The sequence below is a fragment of the Sphingomonas sp. PP-F2F-A104-K0414 genome (assembly GCF_004340945.1).
GTDB lineage: Bacteria > Pseudomonadota > Alphaproteobacteria > Sphingomonadales > Sphingomonadaceae > Sphingomonas.
Genome location: NZ_SLYD01000003.1, coordinates 320,636 through 338,198, shown reverse-complemented (window position 1 = coordinate 338,198; position 17,563 = coordinate 320,636). Strand labels below are relative to the sequence as shown.

Below are 17,563 nucleotides of genomic sequence, written 5' to 3'. Positions count from 1 at the left end.
AAACGCCCGGTTACTCCGGGCGTTCGCCTGAAATTCGAATGATCTGCCTGAACGCGACCGCTATCCCGAGGAACAGCAGCACGATCAGTCCCCAAGGGCCAGTGCCGAACCAGCGGTCTATCAACCAGCCGATCAGCGCACTGCCAACGAGACTCCCGATGAGAGCGGAAATGACGCGATTGCCTTGCGAGTAACCCCGCTCGGCATCCGCCCCCTTCTGCCCCTTTGCGAGCGTTTCCCGATGCTGCGCCTCTCGCAATCGCTCATCGAGCGCGGAAAGTCGCGGATCGTCAACACCCTGGGGGTCCTGTCCGGGTTCGATCTCCGCCACGCACGTTCCTCCACCTGATTTCGCATCGGGGAGGAAGCAAGCAGCGACGAGCGATCCCGCCAAGGCGCGGTCCGTTTAGAAAAGGGGGGGGTGCAAGTCAACCGGTGTGACACGGACGTCATTAATGGGGCGTTTGAATCCTCCCCCGTCAGGGGGAGGTGGCACCGCAGGTGACGGAGGGGGAGGACACGGAACGGAGGTTCTCCTTACCTCCCCCGCCGTCCGGCAAGCGCCAGACACCTCCCGCTGGCGGGGGAGGATTTTAGAGCTGAACCTCGATACGGCCACGCTCTTCGTCATCCCGGCGAAAGCCGGGACCCCGCGCCGCGAGGGGACACCTGCTATTCGTATTTCCACCCAATCTCGTCACCCCAGCGAAAGCTGGGGTATCCCCGTAATGGAGCACCCCCTTGCCGCACGAGACCCCAGCTTTCGCTGGGGTGACGGTGAAGGGCGGAGGACGCTCCCGTCTTCGTCACCCCGGGCTTGTTCCGGGGTCCACGGTTCCGCGCTCTCACGACTATCGAGCGTGCGGAACGGTGGATGCCGGAACGAGCCCGGCATGACGGACTATCTCAAACGCAGCGCGAATCGCGTTCCGGGGCGCCGGCGGTGCGCGTCTTCCATACGCCGTTGGGCGTCTTGTACTTCTCGCCAGGGTTCGTCGCGGCGATCAGGTTGCACCCGCTGGTAAACGCGAGCTGCTCGACCGTCGCACCACTCGCCTGCGCTTTCTGGGTATACGCCGACTTGCGCTGGATATTGATGTTGTTGACCAGCGCGCGCAGATCGCCGCTCGCCGCCCCGACCAGGCCGAGATAGCCGTCGGGCTGCTCGCCGACTTCGCCACCGGCACGCGCCGCGGCATAGGCCGGATCGCGCTGCGCCGACGCCGCCACCGAAAGGCCGCCGAGAACCGCGGCTGCGGCAATCATGGCAATGACCTTCTTCATATCAAAATATCCCCGGATTCTGCTGGATCAACGATTTCGCCTCGCCATCGAGACGATAGACCACTTCCTGCGTGACGTTGATGTTGAGGTTGATCTCGATCGGCTTGTCAGGCGCCGACACGTTGATGCAGCCCGGCAGGGCGGCCAACAGCCCGATAATCGCGATCGTCCTCGTCATCATGCGCAAGATCGGCCTTTGCTCCAGCTTCTTCAATCCTGTTTCGGTCATGGCACGATCCTGCTTGCGGGAGGCTGAATGGTCGGAAGTTTAGGAGGTGGCGGCGCGGCGTGCTGTTGCAGCAAAGCCGGCAGGTTGCGCTGGATCAGCCGCTTCGGATCGTAGAAGCTCTGCGCCGAATCGAGCAGCCCGCGGAACGGCGCCTTGATCCGGATATTGAACACGAACGGGAGTTTCTGCAGCCGCCGGACGATGAAGTTCGACTTCGCCCCCTCACCCTGACTGATCCCGGCAAAGCGCACGTCGGTGACCATCTCGCCCGCGAGCGGCCCGTTCATGCCGACGCGCAACGACTGATACCGCAGCGACTTCAGCGCCTGGAACGCGATATTCGCCCAGATGCCGAGATCCTTCTGGCTGAGGTCGCCGACATAGGCGAGCGTGCCGCCACCAGGCCGGACGCGCAGGTCGCCCCCTTCGATCCGGCCGCCGCTCTCGTCGAAGATCATCGGCAGCACCCCGTCGAAGATCCCGGTCGCGTCGAAGTTCTTGAAATCGAACTGCTGCAGGAACTGGTCGGCGGCCATGTTGGCGATGTGGAATGTCATCCGGCGCTCCTTCGGCGCAGAGAAGTCGAGCAAAGTCGGGTCGAGCGTCAGCGATCCGCCCGCGAACGGCCAGGAGCCACCCTCGACCTGCACGCGCGCACCGGGCAGCGTCTGGTAGCGGATCGTGCCGTCGGTGACCGGGATGCCGGGATTGAGCGTGCGGATCGTCGCCACCTGCCCCGACGCGCTCTGGAGGTTGAGTAGGTCGGTGAAGCGGATCTCGGTAGCGATGCCGGTGACCGGGCCGAATGCGGCGGCGAGATCGGTGCCAGCGGTGCGGAACACGCCGGTACTGGTCACGCCAGCGGGGTTCCAGGCGATATGCCCCTCGCCGCTGACCGATCCGTTGACGTCGGCGATCACGCCGAACGTCAGCGGGGTGAGTGCGTCGGGTTGCAGCTTGTCCTTGGCGAAAGCGATCGCGGGCACGTTCAGGTCCGCCTTGCCTGCCCCGGCGCCGAGAGCGTGGGTCAGCGTGACGTCGGCGACCTTGGTGTTGGTGGTCGGCTCGAACAGCGTGCCCGCCGCGGTGATCGTGCCGTTGACCAGCGCGAGCGTCACGGTGCGCGCGGCGAGCGGCTTGAACCGCGGCGTCGGCGCGGCATCGGATACGCCCATCGCGCCAGTGAGGTTGAGCGCGCCATTGACGAGCGTCCAGTCGCCGGCGGCCTCCCCGAGCAGCAGCGGCACGTTGGCAATCTGACCCGAGCCGCCCGTGAACGCGCCCGCCACGCCCTGCCCGGTCATGCGGCCCGTGACAGTGGCGAAATCGAGTTTCGTGATGCGTTCGGGCGCGCCGATGCGGGTCTGAACGCCGTCGATCGCAAAGCCGCGATCCGCCAGCCGCATGGTCGCTCCCGCCGTCGCGAGCGTGATCGGGGTAGTGCCGAGTCGCCCACCCAGCTTGGCCGCGGCGATCTTCGCGCCGCCGCTGACCCGCGCGCCGTTGATCTGCACCAGCGCGCCATCAAGCGGGCACAAGGTCAGCCGCGCCGGATCGAGCACAAGGCCGGAGATCGCAAAGCGCTGGACTGCCAAAGGCACGCAACCGGTGTTGACGACCAGCCGCCCGCGACCGTCCCAAAGCGCCGCAACCGGTATCGACAGACCATCGACCCGGTTGGCGGAACCGCCCGCACCGATCGGTCCCCCGAGCGTGACTCGCGTCGCGATCGAGGTCGCCCCGCCCGGCGTCGCGCTGAAAGTGACGGGGGTGAGCGCCAGACTTGCGCCACCCGCCGCATAAGGCGCGATGGTGGCGACGCCACGGATCGCCGAGCCGGGTTTCGCCTGCGCGAGCGAGATACGCGCCTCGGGCAGGCCGCCGCCGCGCATCCCGAGAACTGTGTCGAGCCGTACGCCGTCATTCGGCCAGCCGAACGCGACCCCGCTCCCGCCGCTGAGCGCCACGCGCGCACCGCTGGCAGACGCAAGCGTGAGACGGGACAGCACCGCCTTGCCGCGTCCGCCGTCGATCTGCACGTGCAGGTCGGTGTCCGCAGCAAATCCGCGGCCGGCCTTCTGGACCGCCTGCGTGATCGCCGTTGCCAACGGTGCTACGGGGGTCCCAGCGGCCGCACCGCCGATCCCAGCCAGTCCCGCGAGTCGCTTCTGCGCCATTGTGGCGCTGCTCGCCTGAACACGCCCGTCGAACGCGATCTGCTTGCCGATCCGGTAGGTGCCGGCAAGCGTAACCCGGCGCGCGCCGCCTTCGGTGGTGCGAACCGTATCGGCGGCGATGTCCGCCTTGCCGCCGGTCGCCGCCGCGGTTCCGGTGAAGTCGATCGTGCCCACAACACCGGCCAAAGTCGCACCCGGTGTTCGTACCGCGCCAGTCTCGAGCGTAGCCTTGCCCTGCCAGCGATCGAGCGCGGCAGAGAGGCCGACGTCGAGATCGGCCACGATCCGCGCCGCCTGCGTCGTGCCGCAGGCGAGCCGCGACACGCGTACCGGCCCGGTTATCGTTGGCTTGGCTGCGTCGATTCGCAGTTTCACCGTCGCCGCCAGCCGGTCGATCACACACCCACCGACATCGAGCCGCTCGCTGATCGCCGCCAGCGTGCCGCGGAACCCGTCGTCAAGTTTGCCAGAGCCTGCCAGCTTCAAGCCGACGACACCTTGCGGAGTCTCCAGCCGCATCCGCCCGTCGGCCACCGACACGTCGAGCGCGGGCAGCGAAAACGGCTTCCCCGACGAGGCCGGCAGCAACTTGTCGATCGCACCGAGCGAGACCTTACCGTCGATCAGCCGACCGCGCAGCCGCACCTTCCCCGCGCGCACGCCCTCCAGATACGGTCCCGACAACCCGACGCCAGTCCGCGTCTCGACCCAGTCGGCGACCAGATCGGGATGCGCCGGATCGCCGATCACGACATTGGTCAGCCGCTGGCCACCCAGCGCGAGGTCGGCGATGTCATAGCGCGCAGGCACGCCGGCCTTGGCGAGCTCACGATCGATGAACCCCTCGGCGATTGGCTTCCTCACCAGCCAAAGCACGACCAGTCCGGCGAGCAGGAGCAGCGCGATCACCAGCGCAACGCGGCGGGCCGTCGCAGGGCGGCGAGGGTCGGCCCCGGGGTCAGCCCCCGTCTCGCTCGTCTCGCTCACTTACTCACTCCGCCACGCTCCGGCCCCCTGCATAGGCGGGTGCGGGGGCGTCATGCAATTGCGCGCGGATGTGCTAGCTTCACGATATGGCCGAACCGGACGACGAGATCGACGATCTGAAGGGCCATCGGGGCCGCCTCCGCAAACGCCTGTTCGAAGGCGGTAGCGACGCATTGCTCGACCACGAACTCATCGAATATCTGCTCGCGATCGCGATTCCGCGCGGCGACACCAAGGCGCTCGCCAAGGCCTTGATGCGCGAGTTTGGCGGTATCGGCGGAGTCCTCACCGCGGATGCCGAGGCGCTCGGCCGGGTAAAGGGCATGGGCGACATCTCGACCGCAGCGATCAAGATCGCGCACGCCGCCGCGATCCGCCTGCTGCAATCGCACGTCAGCGACCGCCCGGTGCTCGCCAACTGGCAGGCGCTGCTCGACTATCTACGCGCCGACATGGCGCACCACGCGATCGAGCGGTTCCGCGTGCTGCATCTCAACACGAAGAACATGCTGATCCGCGACGAGGTGATGAGCAAGGGCTCGATCGACCAGGCCGCGGTGTATGTCCGCGAAGTCATCCGCCGCGCGATCGACCTTGGCTCGGCCTCGATCATCCTCGTCCACAACCACCCGAGCGGAGCCCCCTCCCCCAGCCGCGCCGACATCGACATCACGCGGACCATTGCCGAGGCGGGCAAGCGGCTCGGCATCACCGTCCATGACCATATCGTGATGGGCACCGGCGGCCATGTCAGCCTGCGTGCCCAGGGATTAATCTGACGCAACTAGATAGTTTCGGGAAAGGCGGGACGTTTCCCCCGCGCCTTCGTTGTCCACCCAAAGGAATTTTATGTGGACAACAAGTTACACGACGAACCCTCGACCGTGACCGCGGAACACGGGCAGGTCCTGGTCGATGGGCCGGACGGCGTCGCGGTGTCGTTGACACCCGATGCGGCAGTCGAGACATCCGACCGGCTTCTCGAAGCGGCGGTCGAAGCGCAGGGCCAGATTTTGACGATGACCCTGGCCGACAAGGAACATGCAGCGCGCAAGGCTGGCTGACCGTCGCGTTATCTTCGGGCCAGCGGTCCTATGTCGTACTGAATTACGACATCCAATCCGCTCTGCCATCCTCGTCCAAGGCCAAACAAGGGCCATATCAGTCGGCGTGCGTGGGGATTTTTGTCCAATCAGCCGATGCCCGCTGGTCGATGGCGCATCGGCGCACGATCGATGCCGTCGATGTCTACGATATCCGGATGCAGCGTCTGATGTCACGCGCCTCGGATCAGGTCCGCGTGCGGTTCCTGTCGATCATGCGGACCGGCGCGATCTGAGCCCGATAAGCGAAAGGCCGCCGGGCGAACCCAGCGGCCTTTTCTTTGACGTAGATCCGGAAGCGGACGATCAGCCCTGCGATAGGAAGCTGGTCAGTTCCGGCTTCGACAGCGACTTGTTCTTGTCGATATCGGCCTGTGCGAACGCGGCAGCGACCCATTTCTTGGTTTCGGGCGCGGTCGCTTTGGTGGTCGGATCGGTCTTGGTCTTCAGCGCGACCATCCATGCGGCGAACTCAACCGTGCTGAGCTTGCCGTCTTTATTCGTGTCGTAGGTCGGGAATTCCGTGTCGACGACCTGCGCGACCTGAGTGCCGCTCGCGGGCTGCGTTGCCTCAGCGGTTTGCGCGGGTGCGGAAGTTTGGCTCGGCGCGGTCTGGGCGGGCGACATCGAAGGATCGGCCGAGCCCGGCATGGCGGTCGGCGCAGTCTGCGGCGATGTCGCGGTGGTTTGCGCGAGAGCTGGTGCAGCAATCGTCATCGTCGCTGCGAGCAGAGCATATTTAAGCATTGCCATTCTCCATCGATACTTCGAAATCTTTACTCGATCATCACCGCTACATCCTCATCGATACTGATCGAATGCTGCAAAACGATGATCGCCAGCAACGGATATAGGCCGAACGCATTGCCGTTTGTACCCCCGTCGATGGCCTGCTAGGCGCTCCGCAGGCGTCTCCCGAGGGGAGCACGCGACGAACCGTGCCATTCACCAGCCCCGAGGAAACCCATGGTCCCCCGCTATTCCCGCCCCGACATGGTCGCGATCTGGACGCCCGAAGCGCGCTTCAAGATCTGGTTCGAGATCGAGGCGCACGCCACCGACGCGCTCGCCGAACTGCGCGTCGTGCCCAAGGAAGCCGCCGCCGCGATCTGGGAAAAGGGCGCGTTCGAGGTCGACCGGATCGACGAGATCGAGCGCGAGACCAAGCACGACGTCATCGCCTTCCTGACCAACGTCGCCGAGCATGTCGGCCCGGAAGCGCGCTTCATGCACCAGGGCATGACCTCGTCGGACGTGCTCGACACCTGCCTCGCGGTACAGCTGGCGAAGGCGAGCGACGTCCTGATCGCCGATCTCGATGCGCTGCTGGTAGTACTCGAACGCCGCGCGCGCGAGCACAAGATGACGCCGACGATCGGTCGCAGCCACGGCATCCACGCCGAGCCGGTGACGTTCGGGCTGAAGCTCGCGCAGGCGCATGCCGAGTTCGCCCGCAACCGGGCGCGGCTGGTGGCGGCGCGCGAGGACGTCGCGACCTGTGCGATCTCGGGCGCGGTCGGCACGTTCGCCAACATCGACCCGTTCGTCGAGGACTATGTCGCGGGCAAGCTCGGGCTGTCGGTCGAGCCCGTCTCGACGCAGGTCATCCCGCGCGATCGCCACGCGATGTTCTTCGCGACGCTGGGCGTGATCGCCAGCTCGATCGAGCGGCTCGCGACCGAAGTGCGCCATCTGCAGCGTACCGAAGTACTCGAGGCGGAGGAGTTCTTCTCGCCCGGCCAGAAGGGCTCGTCGGCGATGCCGCACAAGCGCAATCCGGTGCTAACCGAGAACCTCACCGGGCTCGCCCGGATGGTGCGCGGCTACGTCACCCCAGCGCTGGAGAACGTCGCCCTGTGGCATGAGCGCGACATCTCGCACTCGTCGGTCGAGCGGTACATCGGGCCGGACGCGACGATCACGCTCGACTTCGCGCTCGCACGGCTGACCGGGGTGATGGACAAACTGGTCGTCTATCCCGAGCGGATGTTGAAGAATCTCAACAAGATGGGCGGCCTCGTCCATTCGCAGCGTGTGCTGCTGGCGTTGACGCAGGCGGGCGTGAGCCGCGAGGACGCGTATCGCCTCGTCCAGCGCAACGCGATGAAGGTGTGGGACTCGGATGGCGCGCTGTCGCTGCTCGAACTGCTGAAGGCGGATCCCGAAGTAACGCTGTCGGATGCCGAACTCGAGGACAAGTTCGACCTCGGCTATCATCTGAAGCACGTCGACACAATCTTCGCGCGAGTGTTCGGCGCGGCCTGATTCCCCTCGTCATCCTGACGAAAGTCAGGATTCAGAGTAACAAAACGCCGTCCTGCTTGGCTCTGGGTCCTGACTTTCGTCAGGATGACGAGTGGAGTTGGACGGTGGACCGTCAAAAACTGCGCCGAATGCACGCAACGCAATTGCGATTACGTGTTACAAAATTGCGACAACGCGCAACTATAGCCATATCGCCCTTGCCGGATATGTTTCCGGCATCGGAGACCTACCCATGCGCATGTTCGAAACCGTGACCAGCACCATGCTGGCGATCGCGGCTCAAGCGCTGGTGGTCGGGGTGGTCATCACCGCCTTCTGATCCATCGGCCCGCCCGCCCCCTTCCAAGGGGGCGCGGCTAGGCCAGAGGAGCAGCGCGAGATCCGCTAATATCTGGTGGCCTACCCTGCATTTCGGCTCGCTAGCCTTGTCAGAAATCTGACTATTCCAATTAAATAACGCAATCCCAGGCGCTTAGGTGTTTGGCATCATTAATGCAGTGACACAGTCATGGCGCAGTTCGGCGTCATTCTCTGTGAAAGGCATTCCATGTTCCAGTCCCTCTCGTTCCGCCCTGCCGCTCTTCTGGTAGCGAGCATCGTCATGCTAGGTGGCGCCTCCGCTCCCGCATTCGCGGCCGGTGACAAGCCGATTTCCGTCACCATGCCCGCGAGCGTCTTCAAGGACGACACCAGCCGCGTCTGCATGCCGCGCACTATTCTGGGTCGCAAGGCGGACAAGACGCTGCCCGAGACGATCTGCGAGACCCGGTCCGAGTGGAGCGCACGCGGCGTCGTCATTCGCACCAAGTGATGGCGGCTCTATCGATCCTCCCCCGCACGGGGGAGGTGTCGCCGAAGGTGACGGAGGGGGAGGACACGGAGCCGAGGTTATCGCTTACCTCCCCCTCCGTCCGGCAAGAGCCGGCCACCTCCCCCTGGCGGGGGAGGATCAGACGGCGTCTGATTCACCAGATCGACGGCGGCTACCGCGTGCGCGGATACCGCGCCGCGAATTCCTCGTCGGACATCATCAGATACCGGATCATGTCGATCAGCGCCCAGGGTGCACTGATCACGAGGCCGACCACGGTGATCGTCAGCACAAGCATGATGATTCCCGAGCCCGTCCTGCCAAGGTAGAAGCGGTGGATGCCTAGAGTGCCGATCACGAACGCCATCACCGCAGCGACATATTTGTTGCGGTCGTTTGCCGGGACGACAGCGGCTGGCGGCACCGCGCGACGCGGGCCAGGCTCGGTCGGCATCGGGAAGACACTGAGCGCGCGATCGTTGGCGGCTTCGAAATCGACTTCGATGCCGATCGCCGGTTCGCCGCGATGCGCCCAATCCTCCGGCGCGAAGCGGTAGCGTTGCCCGTCCTGCCCCGCGACGATGCCTTCGCCCGTGCGGGGATCGACGCCTAAAACCTGTCCGCGCATGTCATTCCTCGATATTCGCTTTACATTCTGGCGGATGCCGCGGATCAGGCAAGCTCGAACTTACGCGTGTCATCCGGCATGAGCCTCAAGGACAATCCCAAGCCAGAGATCTGTGCCCTCATGCTGGTGACAGTCGGCCATCATATTACTCGACGCGGGACAACTCCCAACGCCCGTCACCCCAGCGAAAACTGGGGTATTCCTGTTGGTACGCGGTACAACACAAACAGTGAGATCCCAGCTTTCGCTGGGATGACGAGAGAGGCGGGATAACTGCGCTAGGCATGCGGCTCGGTACCGTACGGGCCGGCATATCGCCGGCCCGTGGTAGTATCACTCGCCCGCGAACACGCCCTTGAGCTTGGCGAAGAAGCCCTGGCTGGCAGGGCATTCGTCGCCCGTTTCCGTCTCGCGGAACATCTCGAGCAATTCCTTCTGTCGGTTGCTGAGACGCGTGGGGGTTTCGACGTCGATCTGGACGACGAGGTCGCCGTGGCCGCGGCCTTGCAGGACGGGCATGCCGGCGCCGCGTTGGCGGAGCTGCTTGCCCGACTGGATGCCGGCGGGGATCTTCACTTCGTGCGTGCGACCGTCGAGGCCGGGGATCGACAGCGATCCGCCGAGCGACGCGACCGTGAAGCTGATCGGTGCGCGCGCGAACAATGTCGTGCCTTCGCGCTCGAACAGATTGTGCTTGGTGACGTGGAGGAAGATGTAGAGGTCGCCGGACGGCGCACCGCGGGCACCCGCCTCACCTTCGCCCGACATGCGGATGCGCGTGCCTTCGTCGACGCCGGGGGGGACGTTGATCGAGAGAGTCTTGGTCTTCTCGACACGACCTTCGCCGCGGCAATCGGGGCACGGGTCCGCGATGACCTCGCCCGCGCCGTTGCAGACCGGGCAGGCGCGCTCGACGACGAAGAAGCCCTGCTGTGCACGGACTTTACCGTGGCCACCGCAATGCTGGCAGGTCTTCGCGCGCGTCCCGGCCTTGGCGCCCGAGCCGTCGCAGGTGTCGCAGAGCGCGGAGACGTCGATCGTGATCTCGGTCGTCTTGCCGTGGAAGGCTTCCTCCAGGCTGACTTCCATGTCGTAGCGCAGGTCCGCGCCGCGCCGTGCCGCCGAACGGCCACCGCCGCGCTGCGCGCCGCCCATGAATTCGCCGAAGACGCTCTCGAAGATGTCACTGAAGCCACCGAAATCCTGCGCGCCGCCACCGTGACCGCCACCGCCGCCGTTCTGGAACGCGGCATGGCCGAAGCGATCATAGGCCGCGCGCTTCTGCGGGTCCTTGAGGCACTCGTACGCCTCGCTGACCGCCTTGAACTGCGCCTCGGAATCCTTGCAGCCGGCATTCTTGTCCGGGTGATACTTCATCGCGAGCTTGCGGTAGGACGACTTGATCGTCCCCGCATCCGCGGTCCGCTCGCATTCGAGCAGTTCGTAATAATCTGTCTGGGTACTCATGATCTCAAGCCCTCTCCCCTCCGGGGAGAGGGTTGGGAGAGGGGCGCCACACGCGGCCCCTCTCGGTACTGCCCCTCACCCCGACCCTCTCCCCGACGGGGAGAGGGGGACGTCGGTTACGCCTTCGGGTTGTCGTCGACTTCCGAGAACTCGGCGTCGACGACATCGTCGTCCTTCTTAGCCGCGTCACCATCCGCCGACGGCGAAGCGTCCGCCTGGGCCTGCTTCTCGTAGATCGCCTGGCCGAGCTTCATCGCGACCTGGGCGAGCGCGGTGCTCTTCTCGGTCATCGCGTCCGCGTCGCCACTCTCGACCGCAGCCTTGGTCGCGTCGATCGCGGCCTGGATCTCGGTCTTCAGCGACTCGTCGACCTTGTCGCCATTGTCGGCCAGCTGACGCTCGGTGGTGTGGACCAGCGACTCGGCGTTGTTCTTCGCCTCGGCGCCCGCACGACGCTTCTTGTCCTCTTCGGCGAAGGTCTCGGCATCGCGGACCATCTGGTCGATGTCGTTATCCGAAAGACCACCCGATGCCTGGATGCGGATCTGCTGCTCCTTGCCGGTACCCTTGTCCTTGGCCGAAACGCTGACGAGACCATTCGCATCGATGTCGAACGTGACCTCGATCTGCGGCACGCCGCGCGGTGCGGGCGGGATGCCGACGAGATCGAAATTGCCGAGCATCTTGTTGTCGGCCGCCATCTCGCGCTCGCCCTGGAACACGCGGATCGTCACCGCGCCCTGGTTGTCGTCGGCGGTCGAATAGGTCTGCGACTTCTTGGTCGGGATCGTCGTGTTGCGATCGATCATCCGGGTGAACACGCCACCCAGCGTCTCGATACCGAGCGACAGCGGCGTCACGTCGAGCAGCAGCACGTCCTTGACGTCGCCCTGCAGCACGCCGGCCTGGATCGCGGCGCCCATCGCGACGACCTCGTCCGGGTTGACGCCGGTGTGCGGCTCCTTGCCGAAGAACTGCTTCACGACTTCACGGACGCGCGGCATGCGCGTCATGCCGCCGACCAGCACGACTTCCGAGATGTCCTCGGGCTTCAGGCCACCATCGGCCAGCGCCTTGCGGCAAGGCTCGAGCGTGCGCTTGACCAGATCCTCGACCATCCGCTCCAGGTCGGCGCGGGTGATCGACTTCACCAGATGCTTCGGACCGTTCTGGTCCGCGGTGATGAACGGCAGGTTGACCTCGGTAGACTGCGCCGAGCTGAGCTCGATCTTCGCCTTCTCGGCGGCTTCCTTCAGACGCTGCAGCGCGAGCTTGTCCTTGGCGAGGTCGATGCCCTCGGCCTTCTTGAACTCGTCGGCGAGGTACTGGACGATCTTGTTGTCGAAATCCTCACCACCGAGGAACGTGTCCCCATTGGTGGCCTTCACCTCGAACACGCCGTCGCCGATTTCCAGCACCGAGATGTCGAACGTGCCGCCGCCGAGATCGTAGACCGCGATCGTCTTGCCGTCCTGCTTGTCGAGGCCGTAGGCCAGCGCCGCCGCGGTCGGCTCGTTGATGATGCGCAGCACTTCGAGGCCGGCGATCTGGCCGGCGTCCTTGGTCGCCTGGCGCTGTGCGTCGTTGAAGTACGCAGGAACGGTGATGACCGCCTGCGTGACCGTCTCGCCGAGATACGACTCAGCGGTTTCCTTCATCTTCTGCAGCGTGAACGCCGAGATCTGCGACGGCGAGTAATCCTTGCCGCCCGCCGAGACCCAGGCGTCGCCGTTCGGCCCGCGCGATATCTTGTACGGGACCAGCTCGGTGTCCTTCTTGGTGATCGGATCGTCGAAACGACGGCCGATCAGGCGCTTCACCGCGAAGATGGTGTTGTCGCCGTTCGTCACTGCCTGGCGCTTGGCCGGCTGGCCGACCAGTCGCTCGCCATCCTTGGCGAAGGCGACGATCGACGGCGTAGTGCGCGCGCCCTCGGAATTCTCGATGACCTTGGGCTTGCCGCCTTCCATGACGGAAACGCAGCTGTTGGTCGTGCCGAGATCGATACCGATTACTTTAGCCATGAGTTCTGATTAGCCCCTCACTTGAAACGAAAATACGAAACCGGTTCCACCCCGTTACGGCAGTGGAACCTTTCTGATGATGGGCGCGATATAGGTGGCCTCGCGCTTGCCGCAAGATTGTACCCATCATAGGATGCGCAAGAGGCAGGGCCCGGGGAAAAGTAACCTATGCGTATCGTTTTCGGACTGGGTGTTGCCGCGATGGCACTGGCGTCGTGCTCGCAGCCGAAGGAACTGTCGGTCGACGGCGCCTGGGTTCGGCTCGGCGCGGTCACCGGGCGGCCTGCGGCGGCGTATTTCACGGTGCATGGGGGGCCGACGCCGACGACGCTGATCTCGGTCACGACCGACGTCGCGATCAAGTCCGAGATGCACGAGACGATGGCGAAGAACGGCGTAACCTCGATGACGCCGCTCGCGCGCGTGGACATTCCGGCGAACACCGATGTGGCGTTCGCGCCGGGGGGACGGCACGTGATGCTGTTCGACATGAACTCGGGGATCAAGCCCGCGGATCGCGTGATGCTGACGTTCGCGTTTGCGGACGGGACGCGGATCTTGAACAATGCGACCGTGGTCGCGGCGGGGACGCCGGCGGGCAAGTGAAGCGCTGGCTGACCGAGGGGGAGACGGCGCTGGCCGCATCTGTGTTCGGCGGCGCAATCGAGTATTCCGAGGTCAGCCTGTCACGCACCAAATGGGCGTTCTTCCAACCGCGCGACACGGTGATGGCACCGCGCGGATGCATCCACTTCCACCCCAAGGGCGACCTGTGGTGCGACGACTTCGCGCATGCGCACCTGACGTTGCAGGGGCTGTTCATTCACGAGATGACGCACATCTGGCAACACCAGCGCGGCGTGTTCCTGCCGTTGGCGCGACATCCCTGGTGTCGGTACGATTATGCATTCCGGCCGGGGGTGGCGCTGCACCGCTATGGCATCGAGCAGCAGTGCGAGATCGTGCGGCATGCCTTCTTGCTGCGTGCTGGAGCGAAGGTGGCAGGCGCACCGCCGCTTGAGCAATACGAGACAGTGTTGCCGTTTACGCCGTTAGTGTCGGCCTGACGCCCACTACCCCGTCCCCGTCCACTCCCCCACCGTCATCCCAGCGAAAGCTGGGATCTCAAGCGGCAAGGGTGCGCGCTATTACGGGGAGATCCCAGCTTTCGCTGGGATGACGGACGCTTGTTACAGCCAGTTACGACCATCCGGACCACCACACCCGTAAGGCGGCAACTGGCCCGGGAACCGCGCCTGCATCTTGTGACAGCCCCAAGCCCGCATGGGCCCCGGCGCATAGCCGTTCAACGCGATACCGACCTCATCATACGGGCTCGAGCCCTGCGCGACGTACATGTACCAACGCCCGCCGAACATCACCGCCGCCGCGATGAGCACGACGCAAACGACCTGGACGATTTTCTGCATTGAAGACCCCTTTTGTAAATAAGGGCGCCCCGTTGCAGCCAACATGGATCAATTTCAACCACCGATCTGGTAGATCGCGATCCACCCTATCGGCAGAAATCCGCCGATTACAGCGCGTCGAAATCGATAGGTCGTGTTCTATCAAGCGCTTGCGGTGCTTCGGGCATCGGATATTTCAACCCGGTCGCGCAGTTGAAAAGTACGACCTTGTCTTCCTCGTCGACCAACCCGGTGTTCAACGCCTGGTGATACGCCGCCAGCGTCGCGCCGCCCTCGGGGCATAGCAGCAACCCGTCCTGCTTCGCCGCCGCATCGACTGCCTTCAGGATTGCGGGATCGCCAACTGCGAGCGCTTGCCCGCCGCTTTCGCGAACCGCGCGAAGGATCAGAAAGTCGCCGACCGCTTTCGGCACGCGAATGCCCGCTGCGACGGTGCTCGCATCCTCCCAACGCTCGGCATGCTCCTCGCCCGCCTCGAACGCGCGGACGATCGGCGCGCAGCCGCTCGCCTGCACCGCGAACATCTTCGGACGCTGGGAACCGATCCAGCCGAGCTTCTCAAGTTCGTCGAACGCCTTCCACATCCCGATCAAGCCGGTGCCGCCACCGGTCGGGTAGAAGATCGCGTCGGGAAGTTTCCAGCCGAACTGAGCGGCGAGTTCGAGCCCCATCGTCTTCTTGCCCTCGATCCGATAGGGCTCCTTGAGCGTCGAAAAGTCGAACCAGCGCCCTTCCGCCGCGCCCTTGCCGACGATCGCGCCGCAATCGTCGATCAGGCCGTTGACCCGCCAGACGCGCGCGCCCTGCATCGCGATCTCGCGGACATTGATCTCGGGGGTGTCGTCGGGGCAGAACACGATCGTCTCGATCCCGCACCGCGTCGCATACGCCGCGAGCGCCGCGCCAGCGTTGCCGTTGGTCGGCATCGCGATCTTGGTGACGCCGAGTTCCTTCGCCATCGCGACCGCCATGACGAGGCCGCGGGCCTTGAAGCTGCCGGTCGGAAGGCGGCCTTCGTCCTTCACGAGAACGTTGGGGCCGCCGGACTTGGTCAGCGGCACCAGCGGCGTCTCGATCTCGCCAAGGCTGACGATGTTGGACGTGTGGCGGACGGGAAGCAACTCGCGCCACCGCCACAGATCGGTCGGCCGCGCCTCGATCGTATCGCGCGAAACCGACGACCTCACCGCGTCGAGGTCATAGCGCACGAGCAACGGTCGCCCGGCGCGCGAGAGCCCATGAAGCTGGTCCGCCTCATACCGCTCGCCGGTAATCGAGCATTCGAGATGCGTGACGAAGGTCTGGCGATCGGTCGTGAGGTTCTGGTTCATGAACTAACTTTCAAATCCTCCCCTGCAAGGGGAGGTGGACCAGCGCAGCTGGTGGAGGGGGCGTGCCGCGTTCATAACGCTCGACGTAAACGCGCCCCGGCCGCAGATGGTACTCGGGAGGTGAATCCCCTCCACCACCAACCAAGCGGTTGGCGGTCCCCCTCCCCGTTCCGGGGAGGATTACCCCGCCTTGGCGACGCCAACCATTGCGGGGCGCAGCAGGCGGTCCTTGATCATGTACCCAGCCTGCATCTCCTGGACGATCGTCCCCGCAGGCTGGTCGCTCGGGATCTCCATCATCGCCTGGTGCTTGTTCGGATCGAGCATCTGGCCCTCAGCGGCGATCTTGGTGATGCCGTGGCGCTGGAACACGCTCTCCAGCTCGCGACCCGTCGCCTCGAGCCCGGTGACGAGTCCCTTCATCTTGTCGTCCGCGCGCAGATCAGCCGGAATAGCCGACAGCCCGCGCGACAGGTTGTCGGCGACCGACAACACGTCCCGCGCGAACGCGGTAGCGGCATAGGCCCGAGCGTCCTGGGCTTCCTTCTCGGCACGACGGCGGACGTTCTGGATCTCAGCCTGCGCGTAGAGGACGTTCTGCTTGGCCTCGGCGAGCTGGTTCTCAAGCTCCGCGACGCGGTCGTTCGAGGCCACCTCAGGCGCGGCTTCGGCGGTTTCTTCGCGCAGGTCTGCAGGCGTGTTCTGATCGGTCTCGGACATGGTTTTCCCTATAAATTGGGCCGGCTCAACCCATCAACCGGGCGAGCGTTGCAGCCGTGAAATCCACCATGGGCACGACGCGCGCATAGTTCAACCGCGTCGGGCCGATGACACCGACCACACCGACCACCCGGCCGTCCAGCCCGCGGAACGGTCGCGCGATGACCGAAGACCCTGATAACGCGAACAATTTGGTCTCCGCGCCGATGAAAATCCGTGTCGAATCGCCGGCCCGCGCACTGTCCAAAAGCGATGCGACTTCCTGCTTTCCCTCCAGATCGTCGAGCAGGTCGCGGACCCGGTCGAGATCGGCGGCGGCAGCGGCATCGATCAACCGGCCCTGCCCGCGCACGATCAGCACCGGGCGCCGATCCGCATCCTCGCTCCACACCGCAATCCCGCGCTCGACCAGCGTCCGCGCCGCGCCGTCGAGCGCCGCCTGCCCGTCCGCCAGCTCGCGCTCGATCCGGCCCCGCGCCTCGGCGAGCGTCAGCCCGCCGAGCGTCGCCGACATGTAGTTGCCCGCCTCGACCAGCGCAGACGGCGACATGCCCTTGGGCAGCGCGATCACGCGGTTCTCCACCGAGCCGTCCTCGCTGACCAGCACCGCCAGCGCCTGTTCGGGCGACAGCGCGACGAAGGCGATCTGGCGGAGTTTCAGTTCGCGCTTGGGCACCATCACCAGCCCGGCGCAGGCCGACAGCCCCGACAGCGCGAGCGTGGTCGCAGCGAGCGCCTCCTCGACCGGACCACCGACGCCGGCGCGCGCCTCGATCGTCTGGCGCTCCTCGAACGATGGCTCCATCGCCTGCATCATGCCGTCGACGAACAGCCGCAAGCCCCGGTCGGTCGGCATGCGACCGGCGCTGGTATGCGGGCTGGCGAGCAGGCCGAGGCCTTCGAGTTCGCCCATCACGCCGCGAATCGACGCGGGCGAGAGACTGAGACCGGTAAGCTGCGCGATCGTCTTCGACCCGACAGGCGTACCGCTGGCGAGATAGCTGTCGACCACCGCACGAAAAATGTCGCGCGCGCGATCGGTCAGTTCGGTGACGGGGGGCGTGGCCATCGCTTTGATCTAGGGCGGATCGCGCGTCCTACAACGGG

Annotated in this window: 20 protein-coding genes; 8 read left to right on the top strand and 12 right to left on the bottom strand. The window is 65.2% G+C overall.

Annotated elements, in window-relative coordinates:
* Positions 1 to 10: 10 nt before the first annotated feature.
* From C8J46_RS08740 to C8J46_RS08725, 4 genes are all read right to left on the bottom strand, one after another.
* Positions 11 to 331, bottom strand: coding sequence for an AtpZ/AtpI family protein (locus tag C8J46_RS08740; protein WP_132737613.1), 321 nt, complete (start codon positions 329 to 331; stop codon positions 11 to 13).
* Between the two features lie 575 nt (positions 332 to 906).
* Positions 907 to 1,284 carry a YdbL family protein gene (locus C8J46_RS08735; protein ID WP_132737610.1) on the bottom strand — a complete coding sequence of 126 codons (378 nt, stop codon included), beginning with the start codon at positions 1,282 to 1,284 and terminating at the stop codon, positions 907 to 909.
* Position 1,285: 1 nt separating this feature from the next.
* On the bottom strand, positions 1,286 to 1,465 hold the full coding sequence (locus tag C8J46_RS08730) for a YnbE family lipoprotein (protein WP_243643306.1): 180 nt from the start codon (positions 1,463 to 1,465) through the stop codon (positions 1,286 to 1,288).
* Positions 1,466 to 1,509: 44 nt separating this feature from the next.
* Positions 1,510 to 4,677 carry a YdbH domain-containing protein gene (locus tag C8J46_RS08725; RefSeq protein ID WP_243643287.1) on the bottom strand — a complete coding sequence of 1,056 codons (3,168 nt, stop codon included), beginning with the start codon at positions 4,675 to 4,677 and terminating at the stop codon, positions 1,510 to 1,512.
* Between the two features lie 86 nt (positions 4,678 to 4,763).
* Here C8J46_RS08725 and radC point away from each other — a divergent pair, with 86 nt between their 5' ends.
* The 3 genes from radC to C8J46_RS21400 all read left to right on the top strand — a co-directional run bounded on the left by radC (position 4,764) and on the right by C8J46_RS21400 (position 6,016).
* Positions 4,764 to 5,456 (top strand): DNA repair protein RadC, encoded by a 693-nt coding sequence (gene radC / locus C8J46_RS08720; RefSeq protein WP_132737608.1) that lies wholly within the window; start codon positions 4,764 to 4,766, stop codon positions 5,454 to 5,456.
* Positions 5,457 to 5,528: 72 nt separating this feature from the next.
* Positions 5,529 to 5,741 carry a hypothetical protein gene (locus C8J46_RS08715; RefSeq protein ID WP_132737606.1) on the top strand — a complete coding sequence of 71 codons (213 nt, stop codon included), beginning with the start codon at positions 5,529 to 5,531 and terminating at the stop codon, positions 5,739 to 5,741.
* 149 nt (positions 5,742 to 5,890) lie between these two features.
* Entirely contained in the window at positions 5,891 to 6,016 is a 126-nt protein-coding gene (locus C8J46_RS21400) for a hypothetical protein (protein WP_279388895.1), read from the top strand.
* A gap of 70 nt (positions 6,017 to 6,086) precedes the next feature.
* On the opposite strand, the gene C8J46_RS08710 is transcribed toward C8J46_RS21400, so the two are convergent.
* Positions 6,087 to 6,527: an EF-hand domain-containing protein gene (locus tag C8J46_RS08710; RefSeq protein WP_132737603.1), complete on the bottom strand. Its 441-nt coding sequence runs from the start codon at positions 6,525 to 6,527 to the stop codon at positions 6,087 to 6,089.
* 219 nt (positions 6,528 to 6,746) lie between these two features.
* On the opposite strand from C8J46_RS08710, the gene purB reads away from it, so the two are divergent.
* From purB to C8J46_RS08695, 3 genes are all read left to right on the top strand, one after another.
* Positions 6,747 to 8,045 (top strand): adenylosuccinate lyase, encoded by a 1,299-nt coding sequence (gene purB, locus C8J46_RS08705; RefSeq protein WP_132737601.1) that lies wholly within the window; start codon positions 6,747 to 6,749, stop codon positions 8,043 to 8,045.
* Between the two features lie 91 nt (positions 8,046 to 8,136).
* Positions 8,137 to 8,364 (top strand): hypothetical protein, encoded by a 228-nt coding sequence (locus C8J46_RS08700; RefSeq protein WP_165886495.1) that lies wholly within the window; start codon positions 8,137 to 8,139, stop codon positions 8,362 to 8,364.
* A gap of 228 nt (positions 8,365 to 8,592) precedes the next feature.
* Positions 8,593 to 8,856 carry a hypothetical protein gene (locus tag C8J46_RS08695; RefSeq protein ID WP_132737596.1) on the top strand — a complete coding sequence of 88 codons (264 nt, stop codon included), beginning with the start codon at positions 8,593 to 8,595 and terminating at the stop codon, positions 8,854 to 8,856.
* A 172-nt stretch (positions 8,857 to 9,028) separates the two neighbouring features.
* On the opposite strand, the gene C8J46_RS08690 is transcribed toward C8J46_RS08695, so the two are convergent.
* The 3 genes from C8J46_RS08690 to dnaK all read right to left on the bottom strand — a co-directional run bounded on the left by C8J46_RS08690 (position 9,029) and on the right by dnaK (position 12,975).
* On the bottom strand, positions 9,029 to 9,484 hold the full coding sequence (locus C8J46_RS08690; RefSeq protein ID WP_132737593.1) for a TM2 domain-containing protein: 456 nt from the start codon (positions 9,482 to 9,484) through the stop codon (positions 9,029 to 9,031).
* 333 nt (positions 9,485 to 9,817) lie between these two features.
* The gene (dnaJ, locus tag C8J46_RS08685) at positions 9,818 to 10,951 is read right to left on the bottom strand and encodes a molecular chaperone DnaJ (RefSeq protein WP_056055383.1); all 1,134 of its coding nucleotides are present in this window, start codon (positions 10,949 to 10,951) and stop codon (positions 9,818 to 9,820) included.
* A 116-nt stretch (positions 10,952 to 11,067) separates the two neighbouring features.
* Entirely contained in the window at positions 11,068 to 12,975 is a 1,908-nt protein-coding gene (gene dnaK, locus C8J46_RS08680) for a molecular chaperone DnaK (protein ID WP_056055380.1), read from the bottom strand.
* Positions 12,976 to 13,143: 168 nt separating this feature from the next.
* Here dnaK and C8J46_RS08675 point away from each other — a divergent pair, with 168 nt between their 5' ends.
* The gene (locus tag C8J46_RS08675) at positions 13,144 to 13,581 is read left to right on the top strand and encodes a copper chaperone PCu(A)C (protein WP_207894140.1); all 438 of its coding nucleotides are present in this window, start codon (positions 13,144 to 13,146) and stop codon (positions 13,579 to 13,581) included.
* The gene (locus C8J46_RS08670; RefSeq protein ID WP_132737590.1) at positions 13,578 to 14,042 is read left to right on the top strand and encodes a vgr related protein; all 465 of its coding nucleotides are present in this window, start codon (positions 13,578 to 13,580) and stop codon (positions 14,040 to 14,042) included. The genes C8J46_RS08675 and C8J46_RS08670 overlap by 4 nt, the downstream gene beginning before the upstream one ends.
* A 123-nt stretch (positions 14,043 to 14,165) precedes the next feature.
* Here the strand turns inward: C8J46_RS08670 and C8J46_RS08665 are convergent, their stop codons facing one another.
* The 4 genes from C8J46_RS08665 to hrcA form a co-directional block, all read right to left on the bottom strand.
* A complete protein-coding gene (locus tag C8J46_RS08665) occupies positions 14,166 to 14,405 on the bottom strand; it encodes a hypothetical protein (protein WP_132737588.1) in 240 nt (79 codons plus the stop codon).
* Between the two features lie 107 nt (positions 14,406 to 14,512).
* A complete protein-coding gene (locus C8J46_RS08660) occupies positions 14,513 to 15,736 on the bottom strand; it encodes a threonine synthase (RefSeq protein WP_132737585.1) in 1,224 nt (407 codons plus the stop codon).
* Positions 15,737 to 15,916: 180 nt separating this feature from the next.
* Positions 15,917 to 16,456 (bottom strand): nucleotide exchange factor GrpE, encoded by a 540-nt coding sequence (gene grpE / locus C8J46_RS08655; protein WP_132737582.1) that lies wholly within the window; start codon positions 16,454 to 16,456, stop codon positions 15,917 to 15,919.
* Between the two features lie 25 nt (positions 16,457 to 16,481).
* Positions 16,482 to 17,525 carry a heat-inducible transcriptional repressor HrcA gene (hrcA, locus tag C8J46_RS08650; RefSeq protein ID WP_132737580.1) on the bottom strand — a complete coding sequence of 348 codons (1,044 nt, stop codon included), beginning with the start codon at positions 17,523 to 17,525 and terminating at the stop codon, positions 16,482 to 16,484.
* Positions 17,526 to 17,563 lie beyond the last annotated feature (38 nt).